Source organism: Emticicia fluvialis (assembly GCF_024793945.1).
Lineage (GTDB): Bacteria > Bacteroidota > Bacteroidia > Cytophagales > Spirosomataceae > Emticicia > Emticicia fluvialis.
The window spans coordinates 179,258-199,555 of record NZ_JANUSD010000010.1 but is presented as its reverse complement, the minus strand read 5'-3'; the positions used below and the strand labels follow the sequence as shown (position 1 = coordinate 199,555).

The 20,298-nt window shown below is 44.8% G+C and carries 18 protein-coding genes; 11 read left to right on the top strand and 7 right to left on the bottom strand.

The genetic code is table 11. From position 1 onward, the window contains the following. Nucleotides 1–121 precede the first annotated feature (121 nt). The gene (locus tag NZ848_RS13505) at nucleotides 122–265 is read left to right on the top strand and encodes a hypothetical protein (protein WP_253522880.1); all 144 of its coding nucleotides are present in this window, start codon (nucleotides 122–124) and stop codon (nucleotides 263–265) included. Nucleotides 266–575: 310 nt separating this feature from the next. Then, nucleotides 576–719 (top strand): hypothetical protein, encoded by a 144-nt coding sequence (locus NZ848_RS13500; protein ID WP_253522877.1) that lies wholly within the window; start codon nucleotides 576–578, stop codon nucleotides 717–719. A 9-nt stretch (nucleotides 720–728) separates the two neighbouring features. Here the strand turns inward: NZ848_RS13500 and NZ848_RS13495 are convergent, their stop codons facing one another. The 4 genes from NZ848_RS13495 to NZ848_RS13480 form a co-directional block, all read right to left on the bottom strand. Beyond that, entirely contained in the window at nucleotides 729–1,580 is an 852-nt protein-coding gene (locus NZ848_RS13495) for a sulfotransferase domain-containing protein (RefSeq protein ID WP_259015908.1), read from the bottom strand. 3 nt (nucleotides 1,581–1,583) lie between these two features. Next, nucleotides 1,584–2,516, bottom strand: coding sequence for a hypothetical protein (locus tag NZ848_RS13490; protein ID WP_259015907.1), 933 nt, complete (start codon nucleotides 2,514–2,516; stop codon nucleotides 1,584–1,586). A gap of 59 nt (nucleotides 2,517–2,575) precedes the next feature. Further along, nucleotides 2,576–3,205, bottom strand: a complete 630-nt coding sequence (gene pyrE, locus NZ848_RS13485) for an orotate phosphoribosyltransferase (RefSeq protein ID WP_253522868.1) — start codon at nucleotides 3,203–3,205, stop codon at nucleotides 2,576–2,578. A 335-nt stretch (nucleotides 3,206–3,540) separates the two neighbouring features. Further along, a complete protein-coding gene (locus NZ848_RS13480; protein ID WP_259015906.1) occupies nucleotides 3,541–4,827 on the bottom strand; it encodes a hemolysin family protein in 1,287 nt (428 codons plus the stop codon). Between the two features lie 172 nt (nucleotides 4,828–4,999). On the opposite strand from NZ848_RS13480, the gene NZ848_RS13475 reads away from it, so the two are divergent. The 9 genes from NZ848_RS13475 (at nucleotide 5,000) to NZ848_RS13435 (ending at nucleotide 16,366) form a co-directional block, all read left to right on the top strand. Then, the gene (locus NZ848_RS13475) at nucleotides 5,000–5,674 is read left to right on the top strand and encodes an NUDIX hydrolase (RefSeq protein ID WP_253522863.1); all 675 of its coding nucleotides are present in this window, start codon (nucleotides 5,000–5,002) and stop codon (nucleotides 5,672–5,674) included. A 20-nt stretch (nucleotides 5,675–5,694) separates the two neighbouring features. Then, nucleotides 5,695–7,347, top strand: coding sequence for a T9SS type A sorting domain-containing protein (locus tag NZ848_RS13470; RefSeq protein ID WP_259015903.1), 1,653 nt, complete (start codon nucleotides 5,695–5,697; stop codon nucleotides 7,345–7,347). 9 nt (nucleotides 7,348–7,356) lie between these two features. Beyond that, a complete protein-coding gene (locus NZ848_RS13465) occupies nucleotides 7,357–9,369 on the top strand; it encodes a thioredoxin domain-containing protein (RefSeq protein WP_259015902.1) in 2,013 nt (670 codons plus the stop codon). Nucleotides 9,370–9,476: 107 nt separating this feature from the next. After that, entirely contained in the window at nucleotides 9,477–10,151 is a 675-nt protein-coding gene (pxpB, locus tag NZ848_RS13460; RefSeq protein WP_259015901.1) for a 5-oxoprolinase subunit PxpB, read from the top strand. 367 nt (nucleotides 10,152–10,518) lie between these two features. Further along, nucleotides 10,519–11,466 (top strand): 5-oxoprolinase subunit C family protein, encoded by a 948-nt coding sequence (locus tag NZ848_RS13455; protein ID WP_259015900.1) that lies wholly within the window; start codon nucleotides 10,519–10,521, stop codon nucleotides 11,464–11,466. 69 nt (nucleotides 11,467–11,535) lie between these two features. After that, complete coding sequence (locus tag NZ848_RS13450) at nucleotides 11,536–12,291, top strand: LamB/YcsF family protein (protein ID WP_259015899.1); 756 nt, start codon at nucleotides 11,536–11,538, stop codon at nucleotides 12,289–12,291. A gap of 84 nt (nucleotides 12,292–12,375) precedes the next feature. Next, a complete protein-coding gene (locus NZ848_RS13445) occupies nucleotides 12,376–13,695 on the top strand; it encodes an MFS transporter (protein ID WP_259015898.1) in 1,320 nt (439 codons plus the stop codon). Nucleotides 13,696–13,927: 232 nt separating this feature from the next. Continuing rightward, the gene (locus NZ848_RS13440) at nucleotides 13,928–15,043 is read left to right on the top strand and encodes a glycosyltransferase family 4 protein (protein ID WP_259015897.1); all 1,116 of its coding nucleotides are present in this window, start codon (nucleotides 13,928–13,930) and stop codon (nucleotides 15,041–15,043) included. A 138-nt stretch (nucleotides 15,044–15,181) separates the two neighbouring features. Next, the gene (locus tag NZ848_RS13435; RefSeq protein WP_259015896.1) at nucleotides 15,182–16,366 is read left to right on the top strand and encodes a glycosyltransferase; all 1,185 of its coding nucleotides are present in this window, start codon (nucleotides 15,182–15,184) and stop codon (nucleotides 16,364–16,366) included. Between the two features lie 124 nt (nucleotides 16,367–16,490). Here NZ848_RS13435 and NZ848_RS13430 read toward each other — a convergent pair whose 3' ends face one another. The 3 genes from NZ848_RS13430 to NZ848_RS13420 all read right to left on the bottom strand — a co-directional run bounded on the left by NZ848_RS13430 (nucleotide 16,491) and on the right by NZ848_RS13420 (nucleotide 20,079). Further along, nucleotides 16,491–17,465 (bottom strand): NAD-dependent epimerase/dehydratase family protein, encoded by a 975-nt coding sequence (locus tag NZ848_RS13430; RefSeq protein WP_253522837.1) that lies wholly within the window; start codon nucleotides 17,463–17,465, stop codon nucleotides 16,491–16,493. 84 nt (nucleotides 17,466–17,549) lie between these two features. Next, complete coding sequence (locus NZ848_RS13425; RefSeq protein ID WP_259015894.1) at nucleotides 17,550–18,536, bottom strand: hypothetical protein; 987 nt, start codon at nucleotides 18,534–18,536, stop codon at nucleotides 17,550–17,552. Between the two features lie 133 nt (nucleotides 18,537–18,669). After that, nucleotides 18,670–20,079, bottom strand: a complete 1,410-nt coding sequence (locus NZ848_RS13420) for an MBOAT family O-acyltransferase (protein ID WP_259015893.1) — start codon at nucleotides 20,077–20,079, stop codon at nucleotides 18,670–18,672. Between the last annotated feature and the right edge of the window lie 219 nt (nucleotides 20,080–20,298).

Below are 20,298 nucleotides of genomic sequence, written 5' to 3'. Positions count from 1 at the left end.
TTATCAGATTTTCAGGCTTGGCTATCATTACCATCTTAAATTTTAATTTTCTGCCGGTTTTTTTTCAATTAGTAAATAAAATTATTCATATCTATTATTAACAAATTTTTTTATATCTATTATGGAAGTTAAAAAAGAAGTAAATTCAGAATTGCCAGTTAAAAAAAACTGGGAAACACCAAGGATAGTTGTTTTATCTGAGAATGTAATAAAAGGACGCGGTCAACCAGGTACTGACGGCGCGGGTACTGATACCGCTTCCTGATAATTATATCAGGTAACCAAACCTTTTAATGGTCTTCTGTTGGTAATTGACAATGGCATCTGCTTGTTCAGTACTTAGCTCATTAACCCAGTTACCTTGCAGGCCGCTTCTAAAAAAATCAGGGGTTTCAACGCTGAATTTCTTCTGTTTTCCCCAATTTTTCGAAAACTGCTTTGGTTATTGCATAATACATTTATAATTAACTGATTAGCAGGTGTTTACAGTTGGTTATATTTTTATTTGAGTGACCCAGCGATTAACCCGGAAAAAAGTAAAAAATATTTATCTATAAAATTTTTATAATTGTATTATGGAAGATTCAAATGTAGTAAAAGCAGAATTGACTGTTAAAAAAACCTGGGAAACACCGAGAATAGAACTTTTATCGGCGGACATAATAGAAGGGTCATCTAATACAGGCAATGATGGTGGCGGAGTTTCAACCGGTTCATGACCGGATAAACTAATAGCCAAAGCGGGTCATTACTTCACTGTGGTTTTGTATTAAGGTTTCCACTTCCTGGGCACTTAGCTCATTAACCCAGTTACCTTGCAGGCCGCTTCTAAAAAAACTAGGGGTTTCAACGCTGAATTTCTCGTTGAAACCTTTTTCATTTTCCTGCTTTTTCAGTTTATCAAAAGCAGTAGCTTCAACGGCAGCCCTGATGGCATCATCGCTGTATTCAGTTACGCCTGTATAAACCAGTAATTGCTTAAATACCTGAAAGGGGTTTTCGAGCATATCTTCATACCTGACAACATATACAGGAAATTTCGGGCCGTTGGTCCAGCTCTGCACATGCGAACTCCAGTCTGATAAATACTGTCTGAACTGATTACGATTGTTCAGATTACCATGTTGCGGCACAAAAAAACCTGCTTTATTGCAAAGCAGAGTTAAAGCATAATGAATAGGTTTATTTAAATGATTGGCCAGAGAAGCAACAATATCAAGCGGATTTCTGATAAAATAAATGGCACAAAGGCTTGCATCTTCAGGTACTATGGGTGTAGTGCCGTTTGCCTGCACAAAAGCATCATGAATTTTTATATACAGGTTTTCTGTTGAATCAGCAGCAATTTTTCTAAAAACCTCCGGCTGCAGTAATTTGGCTTCTTCGTCATAAAGATACCGCGAGTCAATTCCGCTTACGCTCTCAAATATATCTCTCGACGAATAAATCATCTGGAAACGAAGACGGTTAATATCTAAATTGCCTTTATTGGCAAGTGCCGACAAAAACAATCTGAACCAGGTATTGCCACTTTTGGGATATGAGGCCAGCCATACAATTTTACGAAGTGTGTCTTGCATAGGTTAGCAAATTTTGGTTTCAATAAACTTTACCATTTCATCAATCGAATCCTGGTGTACCGAGCGCCTGATACGGTACCCGGTTTTGTTTTTAAGAAAATTGCTAAGCACATTAAACACCAGTTGCCTTTTATTGAAAGATTTACCATGCAGGCTATCTGTGTGTGCTTTAAACAAGCTGGCATAGGATACACCTGCTGTATAGGCGCTTTTTTGGATGGTAGCCTCTAATAAAAAAATGGTTGTTGCTGCCTGATACGGGTAACTCAAGAATTCATCATGAATGAAAGTATTGTATTTGGGCAATTGAGGCCGTATTCTCATGCTTTCATCCGGCTTCCCCAATTGAAGTATTTTGTAGGCATCTTGCCATAATTTTATAGTAGCATAACCTGCCAGTATTTCTATTTCTCGTTTGGCGTTGTGGCGCATAACGCACATATCATCAGTAAATACTTGATAACCTCTTTGCTTTAGTGATGCCAGAAGGGTAGACTTGCCTGCTCCGCTACGCCCTACAAACAAAACCACCTGGTTGTTATAGATAATACCTGATGCTTTCAATGGTATCAGATTTCTCTGAAACAGTATCTGTGGCAAAACCTGATTCAGTAAAAAATGTCTGATGCTTTCAGCGTCGGCATTTTTAGCCGGGTCAATCCATATTTCTTTACCATCTCTTGCATAATAGCCTGCCACATTCGGTAACCTGAAAATGTACTCATGGGCACTTGCCATATAGCCGGGGCCAATTTCTGTTACCTGCGCTGTTGGCTGGTCTGGTACCGGGCCTATTCTGATGCTGAGGTCTGCCGGGGTGGCATCGCCCGGTACCAGTTCAGGCAATGGCAGTTCAGAGCTTATGCTGATACCACAACCTTTATAAATATAAGAGACCATTCTGATAGATTCTGAAAGGCAGATACCACCTGCCATATAAACAAAGCGACAGAATGGGGTTTCTGCCTCGTAAAAGTTTGTATCAATTCTTGTGCTTACTTACCCCAGGTTTCTGGTTTTCTGCGCCATTTTTTAAGCGATTCCAACGATTCAGCCGATATATAATTCTGCTTGATGGCCTCATCTATCAAGGCATTATAATGGCTCAGCGTTACCAGCGGCACCTGTTTGTCGGCAAAGTTCTGGTCGGCTACTTTAAAGCCATAGGTAAAAATGGCTGCCATGCCCACCACTTCAATTCCGGCGGCGCGCAGGGCGTCAACGGCTTTCAGAGAGCTGCCACCTGTTGATATCAGGTCTTCAATAACCACCACTTTCTGTCCTTTTTCAATACGGCCTTCAATCTGGTTGCCCATGCCGTGTTCTTTCGGTTTGGGGCGCACATAGGCAAACGGCAGGCCAAGCGCCTCGGCTACCAACGCGCCTTGCGGTATACCGGCAGTGGCTACACCAGCTATGAGTTCGGCCTCAGGAAAATGCTTTTTAATGGCCTTCGCCAACGATTTTTTAATAAATGTTCTTGCTTCCGGGTAAGACAACGTTACGCGGTTGTCGCAATAAATGGGTGAGTTCCAGCCTGAACTCCATTGAAACGGCTGGTCGGGGCTTAATTTTACGGCCTTGGTTGATAACAGATAAGAAGCAATTTTACGCGAAGTGTTCATTCAGATATTATATTAGGTAGCCTGAAGGCAAAAAATGTTACTGGTTATATATTTCAGGTAAAGCCTTTAACAAGGTTTGTACCTTAAATTTCAGGTTTTTAGAGAGAATTTGTGTTTTCTTAAGTTTGCAGAGACCCATCGCGACGATATATCTGTAGAAAACACCTTGATACTAAAGGTGAATCCTGTAAGGACGGTATATTAATCCATCGTCCCTGCGGGACTTGAATTTTTCTAAGGAATTTATTCTACCGATAGATCATCCCTACGGGATAACGAAGTGGTGAATGTCAGAAAATGTTTTGAGTTAATCTCAACCCTTATTTTACAATTCATCAACTCTCTTTTGATACCTTCATTACCAGAATCTTGTCAATCCGGTTTTTGTCCATGTCAATAATTTCAAATTCGTAGTCTTCCCATTCAAATTTATCGCCGGTGTCGGGTATCTCTTTCAATATGTTCAGGGCAAAGCCGCCCAGGGTATCAAAGCCGGTGTATTCGCGGCGATTGTTAATCTGAATATCAAAATGATTCAGAAAATCATCAAAAGGCAGGGAGGCATCCACCAGAAAACTACCGTCTTCACGTTCAAAAATCTCGTAGCTAAACTCATTATCTACCGAAATATCACCCACCAAAGCATCCATAATATCGTTCAGGGTAATCATACCCAGCACGCTGCCGTATTCGTCCACAATAATACCCACATGGATACGCTCCTCACGGAATTTCTCCAAGGCCTGGTACGCATGGTTGTTTTCAGGTATAAACAGGGGTTCTTTCAGCACCTGTTCCAGGTTTCTCAGTTCAGAGTCCAGGTCTTTGCCCAACAGGTTTTTTATATACAACAAACCAATAATATTGTCGATACCGTCTTTACAAACCGGATACACCGAGTGCTTGTATTCTATAATCTTGGCTTTGTTTTCTTCAACGCTGTCTTCTACGTCCAGCATTGTAATTTCGTTACGGCTGGTCATCAGGGTGGTAATTTTTCTATCGCCCAGATGAAAAACGTTCTGCACAATTTCCTGTTCAATCTCGTCAATGGCTCCGCCGGTTGCACCTTCCTGAATCATCGATTTTATTTCTTCTTCAGTTACTGCAAAGTCAGACTGCGTAATGCCGAACATCTTAAAAATGAGGTCGCTGCTTCTGGTGAGCAGCCATATAAACGGAGAAGTAATTTTCGACAGGATGTTCATCGGCGCGGCTACCGCTTTGGCTATGGCCTCGGGGTTTGCCATGCCTATACGTTTGGGTACCAGTTCGCCCAGTACCAACTGTACAAAGCCGATAATGAGTACAATAAGCCCCACCGATACTTCATTGGCATAAAGTGGCGGGAAACCCCAGGCCAGCAGCGTATCGTGCAGGTGTAGTGTCAGGCTGTCGCCTGAAAAAATACCCGTCAAGAGACTGATGAGGGTGATTCCGATTTGAACCGTAGATAAAAAACGATTGGGAGAATTAGCCAGGTCTAGCGCTGCCTGCGCTCTTTTATCACCATTTTTGCTTGATATTTCTAGTTTAGTTTTGCGGGATGATACCAGGGCAATCTCTGACATAGAGAAAATACCGTTGAGTATTACTAAAAAAAGGATAATTAAAATTTCCATTTAGAAGTTTTTGGCCCGCCGGTAGGTGGGCCAGATGGTGATTAAAGTGCAAAATAATATGTTTTACAAATATTCTGAACGAAATGTGTATTATAATTTTTTTACGGCTTCAATAACTTTCAAAAAAATTACGAACTTTGCTGCCAGAAACAAATCTGCCTGAACAAAACCAATGGTTATCTTCATTGACGACAAACCTGTAAAGATTATAAGTAAAAATAAGTTCCATCATTTGCACGGCAATGACTTTGATATCATGCTGGATGCCCGACTGGAGCCACTCACCGAAAAACGGTTTAAAGGACACGTCATCATATTAAATACCTCTGCCGCCACTATTGAGAAATTCTTTCGCCTTTTGTGGACGGTGAAAGACTTCGACTTCCAGTCGGTGGTGTTTGTGGTAGACGACAAAACCAGCATTGAACAGCAGATAAAGGGCTATTATAAGGTAGTGAAGGCCGCCGGAGGCGTTGTTTTTAATGACGACGATAAAATACTGATGATGTATCGCCTCGGCAAGTGGGACCTCCCCAAAGGCAAACGCGACGACGACGAGAAGTCTAAAACCACCGCCATACGCGAGGTTGAGGAAGAATGCAACATAAGTGTGATACTTGGTGAAAAAATTTGCACAACCTGGCACACCTATGCCATGGGCAATAACAAGATACTGAAACGCACCAAGTGGTATATAATGCAATGTACCGACGACACCCACATGAAACCCCAGACAGAAGAGGGCATTGAAGAATTAAGCTGGATGGACGAAAAACAGGTGCAGAAAGCCCTGCTTAATTCTTACAGTTCTATCCGTTATGTTTTTGATGAATTGAACAAGCAATAGTTTTTCGCGGTTATGTTTACATGATACACAGCAACAACAAGAATAGGCCACGCTACCGTTTGTCTCTGCTATATGGTTGGAACAAACGGGTGCCATGGTTTTTTCTGTTTGCTGCCTTGCAGTTATTCGCTTTCCGGTCGTTTGCACAAATCTGCAATGCCATTGAGGCTCCGTTCAGCCCCACAGCTCAGAACCGCATAATCGACTGGCAGAAATTCCCCGAATTTACCCTGCCTTTTACGCTGGTGTATGGCGGCCCCCGCTTTGGCGACGCCCAGCGGCTTCCGCTCAGGTATGGGTTTAGCCATCTGGCAACTTTTGAAAACGCCGACGCCACCCTGCCCAAACATCAAAGAGCGCTGGTATGGTATGGCGTAGCCTTTAACGGCGCAGACCAGCCCTGGTGGGCCTTGCGCAGCCCCTGGAATAACAATCTGGACGGCTACAAGGGCAGATGGCAGCACGAACTGAGTACCATGCCTGAAGTAGACCTGCTGGTGCCTGATATTGAACGGCAAATCAAAAGCAACGATTCTATTCTGATTCTGAAAAACCACCCCACAACCCCTGTTGCCTACCGGGGCCTTGACAATAACGCCTTTATAACCCAATACAAAAAAGATTTACAGGCCTTGTATGCCGAGGCCTTTTTGTTTACCAAAAACAATAAACCGGCCAGTATAGCAGGGTATTCAGACACCCCCATTCTGAATACCTACATTAATATACCCGGTAATAGCTGGCAGAAATGGACAACCGACCCCGGCCTGCTCAATTACCTGATGTACGATTTCAACCGGAACACCCTGGGCGGCGATGTGCTGGCCCGGCAGGATTTCCTGGCGCCGTCAGCCTATTATTATTATGACTACCCGCACCCACTGGCGCCCGACTACCTGGCCTACCTGCTTTTTCAGATAGAGGTAAACCGCGCCTGGGCGCCCGATAAACGCATCATTCCGTTCGTTTGGCTGCGTTACAGTTATGTAACCAATGCGGCTCAGAAGTTTATAAAGCCGTTTATGGCCGAAGCCACAGCCATTTTTCCGTTTTTCTCCGGTGCCAGTGGCCTCTGGCTGTGGGACGACCCCAACCTGTTTGCCAACAACGAAAACTTTTCTACCTACGAGTATTTTATTAAAGGCCTGCACCGCTTGTCGGCCTATAAAGAGATGTTCACGGGCAACTATCAGCTGGTAATACCTCAACCTGCTCATGCCTATGTTGATAACCGCAAGCCTATCTGGCGGGCAGTGGTAAAAAATAACCATTTGCTGGTGGTGGCGCACAACCCTTACGCCAAAGACGACAACGATGCCGTAATGGTAGAGGCCACCTACAACAACCAGAAGTTGTTTATACCATTAAAAGGCTACGAGATTTTTCTTTGCAGGTTTGATATGAACCTGCTAGGCCAGGAACCCGGCCAATTGCCCAATGTACTGAAGGTTTTTCCAAACCCAACAGAAGAAGAACTGCACCTCAGCCTGAACAGCCCGCAACCGCAAACCACCCGCATCAGCATGACCAATGCCGCAGGCAAAACCATTTATGAAGAAAACATCAGCCTGCAACAGGGGCAAAACATCAAAACCCTGAAAATCAACCACCTGCCTGCGGGTACGTACCTGATACGAGCCATGAACTTATCCACCAAATTCATAAAAAAATAATGCAATTTTATGCCTAATCAACTGATTCACGAAACTAGCCCCTATCTATTACAGCACGCCCATAATCCGGTTGAATGGTACCCCTGGGGAGAAGCAGCCTTGCAAAAAGCCCAGGCCGAAAACAAACCCATATTGGTAAGTATCGGCTATTCGGCCTGCCACTGGTGCCATGTAATGGAGCGTGAATCGTTCGAAAACCAGCAGATTGCCGATTTAATGAATGCCCACCTGGTGTGCATAAAAGTAGATCGCGAAGAACGCCCCGATGTAGACGCCATTTATATGGAGGCCTTACAGGCAATGGGCTTGCAGGGCGGCTGGCCGCTCAATGTTTTTCTGATGCCCAATGCGCGGCCTTTTTACGGAGGTACGTATTTTCCGCCGCAAAACTGGGCTAATCTGGTAGTGGGCATTAAGCGTGCCTTTGACGAAAACTACGACAAATTGCAGGAGTCGGCCGATGGTTTTACACAGAATATGCTTTTCAGCGAGTCGGAAAAATATGGTTTAAAGGCAGAGCCGGAACTGAGTTTCAGTGAAGAAGAGCTGGTAGCTGTTTTTAACCGGATGCGCGCCAATTTCGACTACGAACGCGGTGGCATGAATCGCGCGCCGAAGTTTCCGATGCCCAGCATCTGGAAATTTATGCTGCGTTATTACCAGCTTACTAAAGATGAAAGAGCCTTGCAGCACCTGAACCTGACGCTTGACAGGCTGGCGCTTGGGGGCATTTATGATATACTGGGTGGCGGATGGACGCGGTATTCGACCGATGCCGACTGGAAAGTGCCGCATTTTGAGAAAATGCTCTACGACAACGGTCAGTTGGTGTCGCTCTATGCCGAGGCCTACGCACTCACCCGTGACCACCTGTACAAAGAACGTGTTACCCAGACCATCAACTGGCTGCAACGCGAAATGACCAGCCCCGAAGGAGGCTTTTACTCGGCGCTGGATGCGGACAGCGAAGGCGAAGAGGGGAAATTCTATATCTGGAAAAAGCAGGAAATTGATTACCTGCTGGCTGAAAAATCGGCAGAATTTAATGAAGCCTTTGATATTACCGAAGAAGGCAACTGGGAACACGGCAACAATATTCTGCATCTGGAAGACCGCCTGTGGGGTGTTGACAATACCCAATGGGATAAAATGTTTGCCACCTTGCTTGAAGAACGCAGCAAGCGCGTGCGCCCGGGTCTCGACGACAAGATTCTCTGCTCGTGGAACGGCCTGATGCTCAAGGGCTTGGTTGATGCCTACCGGTACATCAACGACCCCGCGTTTTTAACTCTGGCACTGGCCAATGCGCATTTCATTCAAACAAAAATGAGTGTGGTTGTACAAACCGAAGACGGCCACGAGGGTAGGGGTCTATGGCATAATTATAAAAACGGCAAGGCTACCATTATTGCGTATCTGGAAGACTACGCCAGCGTAATAGATGCCTACATGGCTTTGTATCAGGTAACATTCGACGAACAGTGGCTGCATGAAGCCGAAATGCTGACCGATTACGTAATTGCCAATTTTTATGACACCGAAGACCAGTTTTTCTATTTTACCGACAGCCAGGGAGAACAACTGATAGCCCGCAAAAAAGAACTCTTTGATAACGTAATACCGGCATCTAATTCTATAATGGCAGGTAACCTGTATAACCTGGGTATCCTGCTCGACCGCCACGATTTTGTGGATATAGCCCGGCTGATGCTGGCCAAAATGAAAAAACTGGTGCTGACCGATACCCAGTGGCTCACCAACTGGGCTACATTGGCCACCCAATTGGTAAAACCAACCGCCGAAGTGGCAATTGTTGGGCCTGATGCGCAAGGCGTTAGAGCCTTACTAGACCAGACCTACGGCCCCAATAAGGTGTTTGCAGGTGCAGCTGAGGGGTCTGGCCTGCCCCTGCTGCAAGGCCGCACAGCGCAGGACGGACGAACCATGATTTACGTATGCTTTGATAAAACCTGCCAACTGCCCACAGATAACATCAGCAAGGCATTGGAATTGATGAAATGACCAGTTATCAGGCCGCCTGTTCAAATTTTACTCCTGCGTGGAGATGAATGTAAAACATCTCCATTCCCGGAGTTGGAGAAGGGGCCGAGCCAAACTTTTAACCTTTTTTGAAACACCGGTACAAAATATTCCCCCTGAGTGATTCGGCTGTTACCATCGACTTCGGTTCGGTAATAGACGAGGCCGTTAATACCCTTGTGTCGCAGCTGTTTCATTATTGTAATAGTCAGCCATTCATCGGCTTTCAGGAGGCGGTGCCTGCCTATGCCTCACTTACCATCTTTTATGATGTTGTTCAGGTTAGAATAGCTTACCCTGAAACCCCAACGGCCTATGCTCTGGCAGAGAAGTATCTGAAAGAAGCCCTCAACAAAACGATAAGTACCATAAACAGCAACCCGAACCGGGTTGACATTCCGGTAATATATGATGGTGAAGACCTGGCCCATGTAGCAGCACATAATGGCCTAAGTAAAGAAGAAGTAATTGAGATACACAGCGCCGCCACTTATCGTGTGTATATGATGGGTTTTCTGCCCGGTTTTGCCTATCTGGGTGGCATGGATACCCGAATTGCTACACCCAGGAGGGCATCGCCCCGCACCAAAGTTCCGGCAGGCAGCGTAGGCATTGCAGGCCAACAAACAGGCATTTACCCGCTTGAAAGTCCCGGAGGCTGGCAACTCATAGGCCGTACCAATGCACCATTATTTAATATAAACTCCGAAACCCCAACCCTCCTGAAAGCAGGAGATTTGGTGAAGTTTGTGAGGGTAGAATAGTATTTTTATCTTTTGTGGCGCGAACATCCTGTTCGCCGCATTTTAATAGCCACAATAAAAGTTTTACCACGGAGTTACCAGAGTTAAACGCAGAGTTTCACAGAGGAAAAGAATAACAACTAAAAATGAATAACCTTAAAACATCATTTCTTGTCTGAGCACGATTAAAAATCGAGGAAGAATTGATGAGAATGTAAGTAGTCTGAAGGATTTTTAATTGTGCGAGTTAAATGATGCCTGCTTTTTTGCGTTACTTTTTTTCAGGTAAAAAAAGTAACAACCCGGGTTTATAAAACTTATAGTATTTTTATTTGGCAATAAGCCTCAATGATAGAAAGCCAAAAAAACTAATTCAAGAATAACCAGAATGCAATTCCTAAAACCCGGCATATTAAGCACAATTCAGGATACCGGCCGTAACGCCTACCGTTACAGCGGCATTAACCCGAACGGCGCAATGGACAAAACCGCCGCACGCCTGCTGAATATCCTGCTGGGTAATCATGAAAACGAAGCCGTACTTGAATGCCATTTTCCGGCGCCTGAAATACTCTTTGAAGAAGCCGCCATTATAGCCATTGGCGGAGCAGATTTTGCACCTTATCTGGTGAATGAAAATGGTGGCATAAGCCCAATCAATAACTGGCAAGCCATACAGATACCCGCCGGAAACACGCTGAAATTCAGAAAGAGAATCAACGGCCAGCGCGCCTATCTGGCTGTTAAAGAGGGCATTCAGGCCCAGGCCTGGCTGGGCAGCAAAAGCACAAATAGCCTGCTTGATTTCAATACCATACGTTCGCGACAAAGATTTGCATTATCTTCTACCAATCCATCCGCCTTTTTACCTTATTTGGGTTTAAGCATCAGGCCACCCTACGGGGCATCGCCCGTTATCAGGCTCATCAAAGGAAATGAATACAATTTACTGACCAACAATAGCAGGGCTTTACTGCAAAGCCAGCCTTTCACCATCAGTCCGCAATCCAATCGCATGGGCTATCGGTTAATGGGCGAGGCATTGCAGCTTTCTGAAAAAACCGAACTGGTTTCATCAGCAGTTGATTTCGGAACGGTGCAACTGTTGCCGGACGGACAAATGATTATTCTGATGGCCGACCACCAGACAACCGGCGGTTACCCCCGTGTGGGCCATGTAATTTCAGTCGATTTACCGCTACTGGCACAATGTGGCCCGAAAGATACCATACGTTTTCAGTATATATCAGCAGCCGAAGCCGAAGATTTGTTAATTTTGAGAGAGAAAGAAATTAAGAAATTGAAGGCGACAATCAGATTTATGAATATTATATAATCGGAGTAGAGACAAGGCATTGCCTTGTCTCTCACTTGCTCAATATACTACATGCAAAACCCCAATATTATGCCAACCATAGACCTCAACTGTGATATGGGCGAGTCGTTCGGCACCTGGACAATGGGCAACGACGAAACCCTGATTAACTACATATCGTCGGCCAATATTGCCTGTGGTTTTCATGCGGGCGATGCCACCACAATGCGCAAAACCGCAGAGCTGGCGCTCAATAAAGGCGTAGCCATTGGCGCGCACCCCGGCTTCCCCGATTTGCAGGGCTTTGGCCGCCGCAATATGCAACTCAGTCCGCAGGAGGTATATGATATCTGCCTCTATCAGATAGGCGCCATGCTTCATGTAACCAGGGCTTTGGGGGGTACTTTGCACCATGTAAAACCGCACGGTGCTTTATATAACATGGCCGCCAAAGATGCCGCGCTGGCGCAGGCCATAGCCCAAGCCACATTCGACAGCGACCCTGAACTGATTTTATACGGTCTTTCAGGCAGCCTGCTGATAAGTGAAGCTGAGAAAGCTGGCCTGCAAACCGCCTCAGAAGTCTTCGCCGACCGTACTTATCAGCACGACGGCAGCCTGACTCCTCGCACTCATGCCAACGCACTCATTGAAGATACCGAAACAGCCGTTACGCAGGTAATCAGGATGATAAAAGAACAAAAAGTGATTGCTACCGATGGGAGCGAGGTATCCCTCAAAGCCGACACCATTTGTGTTCATGGCGATGGCGTGCACGCGGTTGCATTTGCCAAAGCACTGAATGAAAGATTGAAGACGGAGGGCATTCAGGTACGGGCTATTTGAAAATTTATTACATAGATTTAAAAAATTAAAGAATTATTTGCTAATTCGTGCCTGTTTTCCCTAAACCAAACACTTACCTAAGCAATGTTTCAAAAGAATCAGAAGAAGGTGCTGACCGCCTGGACCATGTACGACTGGGCCAATTCGGTGCATAACCTTGTTATTATTACCGTTGTTTTTCCGATGTACTTTCTGGCTACCACGTCTATTAAAGATTCATTGGGTAACATCATCAACGACGAGGTTAATTTCTTTGGCTTTCATGTTCAGAACTCCGTTCTCTATTCTTATACCATATCAGTAGCCACATTACTGCTGGTTTTGCTGAACCCCATACTTACTCCACTGGCCGACTCGAGCGGGCGGCGTAAGTTTTTTATGAAACTATTCTGTTATCTGGGGGCTGCCAGTTGTGCCTACTTCTTTTTCTTTACCCGCGACAACGTCAACTGGGTGGTCATTGCCTTTGGGCTTTCAATAGTTGGCTGGGGCGGAAGCATCGTTTTCTATAACTCATTCCTGCCTGAAATTGCCACCGAAGACCGTTTTGATAACCTCAGCGCCCGCGGGTTTATGATGGGCTACATTGGCAGCGTACTATTGCTGGTGTTTAATCTGGTTATGATCATGAAACCCGAAATGGTGGGGCTTTCGCAGGCTGATACGGAGTCTGGCCTTACGGCCCGCATTACGTTTCTTACCGTGGGTTTATGGTGGGCCTTGTTTGCACAGATACCGTTCTACTACCTGCCCAAAGACAATGTTAAAAGACTGAAAGGAGAGGTGTTCAGCAGTAGTTTCAGAGAATTACGCAAAGTATTGGGTGAGCTTCGCCAGAACAACCTCATCAAACGTTTTCTGCTGGCGTTTCTGTTTTATGACATGGGCGTAATGACGGTCATTTACGTGGCCACCATTTTTGCCGATAAAGAATTGCATATAGAAAAAACCGGGCTGATTGTTACTTTATTGCTCATTCAGCTCATTGCTATCCCGGGTTCATTTCTGGCCTCTTGGTTATCGGGCAAATTCGGCAATACCAAAGCCCTGCTGATAGAGATATTCATCTGGTCGCTTATGCCGCTGGCTGCGTATTTTACCACCACCGCCAATGAATTTTATGTGATAGCCGCCGTGGTGGGTCTGGTAATGGGTGGCATACAATCGCTATCGCGTTCAACTTATGCGAAACTGATACCCGACGACACCAAAGACACCGCCTCTTATTTCGGGTTTTACGACATCGTCGAGAAAATAGCCATTACCCTTGGCACGCTTTTGTTTGGTGTGGTAGAGCAGCTAACCGGCGACATGCGCAATTCGGTGCTGGTAATACTGGTGTTTTTTATTATCGGCTTTTTATTGCTGATGCGTATTCCGTCGAAGAATATTTATAAGGGATAAGCCTAATATAAATTTTACTATAAGGTTTATATCATTGCATTTTACTATTTTTGCAGCAATTAACGGGTGCGTGCTTACATGTGCTAAATGCCCGGCAAATTTATTCCTAATCGTCAGTACTCGGTTTTGGTAAAACCATTTTACCCCCAACCAGAGCACCGGTCTGTTCTTAATTTAAATTCAGGATATCAGGTAACTGTATGGTTTATCTGAATATCTGACCCCAGCGTTTATGAGAGTGCTCTATGATCATCAGTCGTTTACAGGTGCCAGATACGGAGGTGTTCCCCGGTATTTCTATGACCTGATGCATAACCTGAAATATCACCAGGGAGTTGATGTAAGCCTTTCCCTGCTGTTTTCAAATAACGAGTACCTCAAAAAAGGAGACATCAGGACGGTTTATCCGTTCAGTTATTTTCTGGGCAGCCGATACACCAATCTGATGTTTTCGCACCTTAACCGCCTCAACAGCGCGCTGCAGATCAGTATTAAAAACTACGACGTTTTTCATCCTACTTTTTTCAACAATTACTTTGTGCCTTTTCTGGGTAATAAGCCTTATGTGATTACTTATCATGATGCCATACCCGAAAAATTCGGTACTGAATATGGCTTGCTTGATGGTTTCAGTAAAGACTATAAAAGAAAACTGCTGCACAATGCGGCCGGTATCATTGCCGTATCTGAAAACACAAAGAACGATATCATTGAGATTTTTGATCTGTCGCCAGACAAGGTAGATGTGGTTTATCATTCCACCCATTTTTCAACATTCAAGCCTGCTGATGATTTTGATATTGAAACACCAGAAAACTACCTGCTGTATGTAGGCACCCGCGAAAACTACAAGAATTTTGATGTTTTTATAAAAGGGGTAGCCCCGGTGCTGAAACAAAACCCCGGCTTGCAACTGATATGCGCGGGCAGTTGCCCTTTTACAGCGGTGGAGCTGCTGTGGCTGCAGACTGAAGGGATTGCCGATGCGGTGTGGTACCAACCCGTTGTGAGCGATGCTCAGTTGTACAGGCTATACCAGAAAGCCCTTTGCTTTGTTTACCCTTCGTTATACGAGGGTTTCGGTATTCCGGTTATTGAAGCCTTTGCCTGTGGTTGCCCCGTTGTGCTGAGCGATCGTTCCTGTTTCCCCGAGGTAGCGCAGGATGCCGCCGTTTACTTCAACCCCGATTCTCCGGCCGACATCACTGCTGTTATCAGCCGTGTGGTAAGTAGTTCAGAGCAAAGGTCTGCATTGGTAACCAGGGGTTACAGCCGCCTGAAAGACTTTTCGCCGGGCATTACGGCCATTCAAACACTCGAGGTCTACAAAAAAGCGGCAGGCAGGTAATGGCCTGATTGCCACAGGCAGGCTGAAAAAATAAAATTTAATTGTAACTTTGCAGCCGGAGATACCACTTGAACCTTTTTTGATAAAACCACTTCCGCCGGGGCCAATCTGATACCGGCGTTTTTCAAACGGCCTTTTATGAGAATCATCATTTGTGATATTTATGTAAAACTTGTAGGGCATAATTTAGGACACATCCAGAATATCTTACGCTATTTAGAAAAGAATCCGTCTGACAGAGAATATATATTTCTGCTGAACCCCGAGGCCAGAACCATTCCTTCTGTGCAAACCTCTGCCCAAAATGTAAAGATTATTTTCTTTACCGACGAAGAGTTTGCGCCGCAGTTGTCGGGTATGAGCCTCATAAAATCAACCCAGCTGCTCTGGAAGAGCATCAGCCGGTATGTAACCGACCTGAAAGCCGACAGGCTGATATTAATGATGGTTGATATGTTTCAGCATACCATTGGCAGCAGCCGCCCGCTTTGTACTATACACGGGATTATGTTTAATCCGTACCCAAGGTTAGTGCCGGTCGATAACTCGCTGAAAGCCCGGCAAAAAACCAAAGTTACCAAAGCCCGCAAATTGTTTACCACCTGGTGGATGCTGCGCAACAAGCAGCTGAAAAAAGTATTCATTTTTAATGATTACGAAACCATCAAAACCATGAACGAAACCCTGGGCACGCAGGCATTTACTTACCTGCCCGACCCCGTTTATGACTACCCTATGCGCCAGGGGCTGGTAATACGTGAGCAATTTAACATAGAGCCACACCGCAAAATTTTGCTGGCTTTTGGTATGATAGACCAGAAAAAGAATGTGGTGAACCTGGTACGCGGCTTGCAGGATTTAACAGCCGACGAAGCAGCCAATGCCTGCCTGCTGATAGTAGGTAAGGTTTCGCAGGTTTATGAAACCCCACTGGCTGAGGCCATTGCAGAAGCCCGGAAACTACGCCCCGAATTGAAAATTGTAATGGAAAGCCGCTTTGTGGACGACGACGAGATGGAGTCGTTCATTAACCAGAGCGACATCGTTTCGCTGGCTTATGTCAATTTCTATTCGTCAAGCGGGGTTATTGGTCTGGCCTGCCGGCATAACAAGCCAATTATTGCCACCAGATTTGGTGTTGTAGGCAACATAACAGCCGAATATGAACTGGGCGTGGCAGTAGACGGCCACAAACCGGAAGAAATAAAAGAGGCGTTCAGGTTTTTTCTGCACCAGTCTAAGCCCAAATACCCTGCCCGAGCAGCTGAGTTTGTTGCAAGACATACCCCCGAAGCCTTTATAAAAGCCCTGTTGGCTGATTAAACCTGTACAGTTGCCTGATGGCGCTTGCCAGGTCTATGTATGGAAAGCCGTGGCATCAGGCAGGTGCAAAAAAATTGGCCGAATGGTAGTTCAGCCACTTCATGGTTCTTATGCCTTCAGTATCTTAAACCAGTTCTACCTCTTTGGCGGCCTGTTGGGCAATCCAGTTAAAGGTTTTGGTGATACCGTCTTTCAATGGTAACGATGGCGCCCAGCCCAGTTTCTCCTGTATCAAAGCATTGTCTGAATTTCGCCCGCGCACGCCTTCCGGCCCCGGAATATTGTTGATAGAAACATTTTTGCCCGAAATGCCGATAATCATTCTGGCAAAATCGTTGATAGATATCATTTCTTCCGAACCAATGTTTACCGGACCCGAGAAATCAGACTCCATCAGGCGGCGTACACCTTCAATGCATTCGTCAATAAATAAAAATGAGCGCGTTTGTTTGCCGTCTCCCCAAATCTGTATGCTACCGCCATCTTCTGCCTCTATTACCTTACGGCATATAGCAGCCGGGGCTTTTTCTCTACCGCCTTTCCAGGTGCCTTGTGGGCCGAATATATTATGAAAACGGGCTATTTTTACCTGTATGCCCAAATTACGTTGGTAGGTAAGATACAAACGCTCGCTGAAAAGTTTTTCCCAGCCATATTCGCTGTCAGGCGCAGCAGGGTAGGCCGAATCCTCCGAACATTTGGGGTTTTCGGGTTCGTTCTGGTTGTACTCAGGGTACATACAGGCCGACGACGAATAGAATATCTTCTTTACACCTGCTTTTTGAGACTCATGCAGCATATTTACATTGCAAAGCACCGAATTGTGCATAACGGCTGCGTCGTTTTCGCCGGTAAATATATATCCGGCACCGCCCATGTCGGCCGCCAGTTGGTAAACTTCGTCAAAACCGCCTTCAAGTACTTGTTTACACACCAAAGGGTCGGTTAAATCGCCGATGATAAATTCATCAGCATTGCCATTTTTATATTCGTTATGTTTAATATCAACGCCTCTTACCCAATAGCCTTCACTTTTTAGTCTATTAACCAGGTGGCCACCTATAAAGCCGCCTGCTCCGCAAACAATTGCTTTTTTCATATTTTTAGTTTTGGTAGATTGTTATAATATTTTTTGTCGCAGTAAAATACAAATCTAAAAAATCTATTTGTTTTATAAAAGGCATTATAATTTCTCATTTACGGCATCCAGCCATATTTGTTTGCCCTCGCAATTCCAGTGGGTGTCGCCCACATCATACAGCATTTTTTTTGACGAGCTGAACGGCGTGTAAATATCAAAATAAGGCGCTTTCAGGCCCGGGTGCTGCTGAACCCGCTCTATCAGCCGGTTATAATTGCCCAGGTCTTTGCCCAGTACCGAACTCTTATTGGGGGCAATAGAAAGATACACCTCATCAAAGCCGTTTTTTTTGTAGAAATCATAAGTGCGGTTCACGTTTTCAACCAGCCTGCTGATTTCGCTGTCAGAAACCCTATCAAAAGAAGATGTCATGCCATCGGGGCGGGCATCCATCTCAAAGAAAATACGCTTTTTATCTGCCGACAACACCACGTGGCTATCTGTGCGGTTAAAAAATGTTTCGTTCAAACCTGCCTTCCATTCTTTTATTTTCAGAAAAAAATCAGACGAAAACAGCACCGCTTCATGTCGTTCGGTGTTATACCAGAACACGTCACGGGCATTCAGCAGCATTTTTCTGGCGGCTTGCCGGGTACTGGGTTTGCCCGTTACAAGGTTTGTATAGGGCTGCGCAAACCTTTCTCTGAAATGCCGCTCTACGGTTTCAATTATCAGAATGTTCTTCTTTGTTCTGTCTAATTTTATGAAACTGGTATCCCCAATAAAAAATCTTTGAAAAGTACCGGTTTTAAAGTCGGCGGCTGTCATCCTTGCAGGTTCGGTAAAGCTGTCGCCAATCAGGTATAGCGCCGTGTTGGGGCTGGTAACCTTTACAGGTGCTGGCACGCCCTGCTGATTAGGAACCCTGAATTGCGCCAGATTCGAGAAGCGGTACAAATCGCCGTAGCGATATTCGTCTTTCACAAAGCCTTTCTGCGCCAGCCATCTGGCTACATTGGGCGAAAAGCCCGGCAACCAAAGCAGAGCAAAAACAACAAGGGCGGTATATTTTAATATTTTTAAATTCATTCCTCTTTATTTTCTTGCCACAAATTTGATATTGAAAATAGCGTAACATTGTGCATCCATTGTGTACTTAGTGGCTATTATAAAAGTATTTCTTTGCCACAATGTCTCTAAAACACTATGTTTCACAATTAACTCAAAACTGAAAATATATAAACTGGTTGGAGTCAAACACCCCCAGAAAATAACAAACCACCAGTAGCGCCAAAAATACAACATAGAATCGGGCCGTGTTGGTAACATCTATCACCTTTACAAACTTTTCTTTCAGCAGCAGGGCGGCAATTAACAGCCAGCACAACAGCATTTCAGTATTGTTAAAAGGCGAATCAATGGTATTACCATAACTGCCAAAAGAAAATATCTTTTGCAGAATTATCCTGGCATTGGTAAGGCCCTTTGCCCTGAAAAACACCCAGGTAAGCATAACCAGCACAAAAGTAAACAACAGATTAAAGGGCTGGCTCAAAAAAGCAGGCAGGGGCCTGGTTTTCAGTTTAAAATATTTGTCGCGTATTTGGGCTAAAATCAGGTAAACGCCATGCAGGGCACCCCATATAACGAACGTCCACGCTGCGCCATGCCAAAGGCCGCTCATCATAAACACAAAAAAACGGTTAAAATACATACGTTTTTCGCTTACCCGGTTACCACCCAGCGGAATATACAGGTAATCGCGGAACCAGCCCGATAATGATATATGCCAACGCCGCCAGAATTCGGATATGGAGGTTGAAAAATAGGGGGTATCAAAGTTCTCCATCAGTTTAAAGCCCATTACCCGGGCTGTGCCAATGGCGATGTCTGAATAACCGGAGAAGTCGCAGTAAATCTGAAAAGTAAAGAAAATAGTACCAATCAGCAGCGTTAGTCCGTTGTGGTCTTGCGGGTTATCGTAACAATAATCTACCACCATAGCCAGCCGGTCGGCAATAACTACTTTCTTGAACATCCCCCAGGCAATGCGCATCAGGCCCTCTTTCAGGTTGGGGAAACTGAAATTGAAAAAACTATGAAACTGCCATAACAAATTCTGAGGCCGCTCAATAGGCCCTGCCACCAGCTGAGGGTAAAACATGACATAGAGTGAGTAAATGACAAAGTCTTTTTCGGCTTTCTGATTGCCGCGATACACCTCTATGGTGTAGCTCATGGCCTGAAACGTATGGAACGACAACCCGATGGGGAGTGCGAAATCAAGAAAAGGGAATGGGGAGGGGGTGTCGAATTTCGACAGGATAATGGCCAGATTGGTGTTTAGAAAATTGTAGTACTTAAAATAAGCCAGAAACCCGATATTGGTAATAAGGCTGATAACGAGCAGCCATTTTCGTTTTTTACCGGTGGCATCGGCAATAAGAATACCCGCAAAGTAGTCAACCACAATGGTAACAAACAGAATTAATATATAAATAGGCTTAAAAACCGCATAAAAATAGCAACTTGCCAGCAACAGCAGCCAGATACGGCCCCGATGCGGCAGACTGAAATAGGCAAGAGTAACAACAATAAAAAAGAAAACAAATTGCAGAGAATTAAACAGCATTCAGGTTTTGTTTTGTTAGCGAATCAAGTTTCAAAGTTCTGTGTAATTATCAAAGTTTCAAAGGCATTTTTATACAGAAACTTGATTGAGTGAAGATTTTTTGATGAAATTACCTGCAAGATATATCACAGAAAGGAGAACCGACAAGCGGCGGTGGATAAAAACAATGAGTTTATCTTACAATTTTTCAAAGCATTTTTGAATTTTAAATTCAAACTG

Excerpts from the sequence above, each read along its gene's own strand:
- NZ848_RS13500 (WP_253522877.1), top strand. The coding sequence starts at position 576 with ATGGAAGATTCAAATGTAGTAAAAGCAGAATTGACTGTTAAAAAAACC.
- NZ848_RS13480 (WP_259015906.1), bottom strand. The coding sequence starts at position 4,827 with ATGGAAATTTTAATTATCCTTTTTTTAGTAATACTCAACGGTATTTTC.
- NZ848_RS13505 (WP_253522880.1), top strand. The coding sequence starts at position 122 with ATGGAAGTTAAAAAAGAAGTAAATTCAGAATTGCCAGTTAAAAAAAAC.
- NZ848_RS13465 (WP_259015902.1), top strand. The coding sequence starts at position 7,357 with ATGCCTAATCAACTGATTCACGAAACTAGCCCCTATCTATTACAGCAC.
- NZ848_RS13495 (WP_259015908.1), bottom strand. The coding sequence starts at position 1,580 with ATGCAAGACACACTTCGTAAAATTGTATGGCTGGCCTCATATCCCAAA.
- NZ848_RS13450 (WP_259015899.1), top strand. The coding sequence starts at position 11,536 with ATGCCAACCATAGACCTCAACTGTGATATGGGCGAGTCGTTCGGCACC.
- NZ848_RS13435 (WP_259015896.1), top strand. The coding sequence starts at position 15,182 with ATGAGAATCATCATTTGTGATATTTATGTAAAACTTGTAGGGCATAAT.
- NZ848_RS13475 (WP_253522863.1), top strand. The coding sequence starts at position 5,000 with ATGGTTATCTTCATTGACGACAAACCTGTAAAGATTATAAGTAAAAAT.
- NZ848_RS13470 (WP_259015903.1), top strand. The coding sequence starts at position 5,695 with ATGATACACAGCAACAACAAGAATAGGCCACGCTACCGTTTGTCTCTG.
- NZ848_RS13445 (WP_259015898.1), top strand. The coding sequence starts at position 12,376 with ATGTTTCAAAAGAATCAGAAGAAGGTGCTGACCGCCTGGACCATGTAC.
- pyrE (WP_253522868.1), bottom strand. The coding sequence starts at position 3,205 with ATGAACACTTCGCGTAAAATTGCTTCTTATCTGTTATCAACCAAGGCC.
- NZ848_RS13490 (WP_259015907.1), bottom strand. The coding sequence starts at position 2,516 with ATGGCAGGTGGTATCTGCCTTTCAGAATCTATCAGAATGGTCTCTTAT.
- NZ848_RS13425 (WP_259015894.1), bottom strand. The coding sequence starts at position 18,536 with ATGAATTTAAAAATATTAAAATATACCGCCCTTGTTGTTTTTGCTCTG.
- NZ848_RS13420 (WP_259015893.1), bottom strand. The coding sequence starts at position 20,079 with ATGCTGTTTAATTCTCTGCAATTTGTTTTCTTTTTTATTGTTGTTACT.
- NZ848_RS13430 (WP_253522837.1), bottom strand. The coding sequence starts at position 17,465 with ATGAAAAAAGCAATTGTTTGCGGAGCAGGCGGCTTTATAGGTGGCCAC.
- NZ848_RS13455 (WP_259015900.1), top strand. The coding sequence starts at position 10,519 with ATGCAATTCCTAAAACCCGGCATATTAAGCACAATTCAGGATACCGGC.
- NZ848_RS13440 (WP_259015897.1), top strand. The coding sequence starts at position 13,928 with ATGAGAGTGCTCTATGATCATCAGTCGTTTACAGGTGCCAGATACGGA.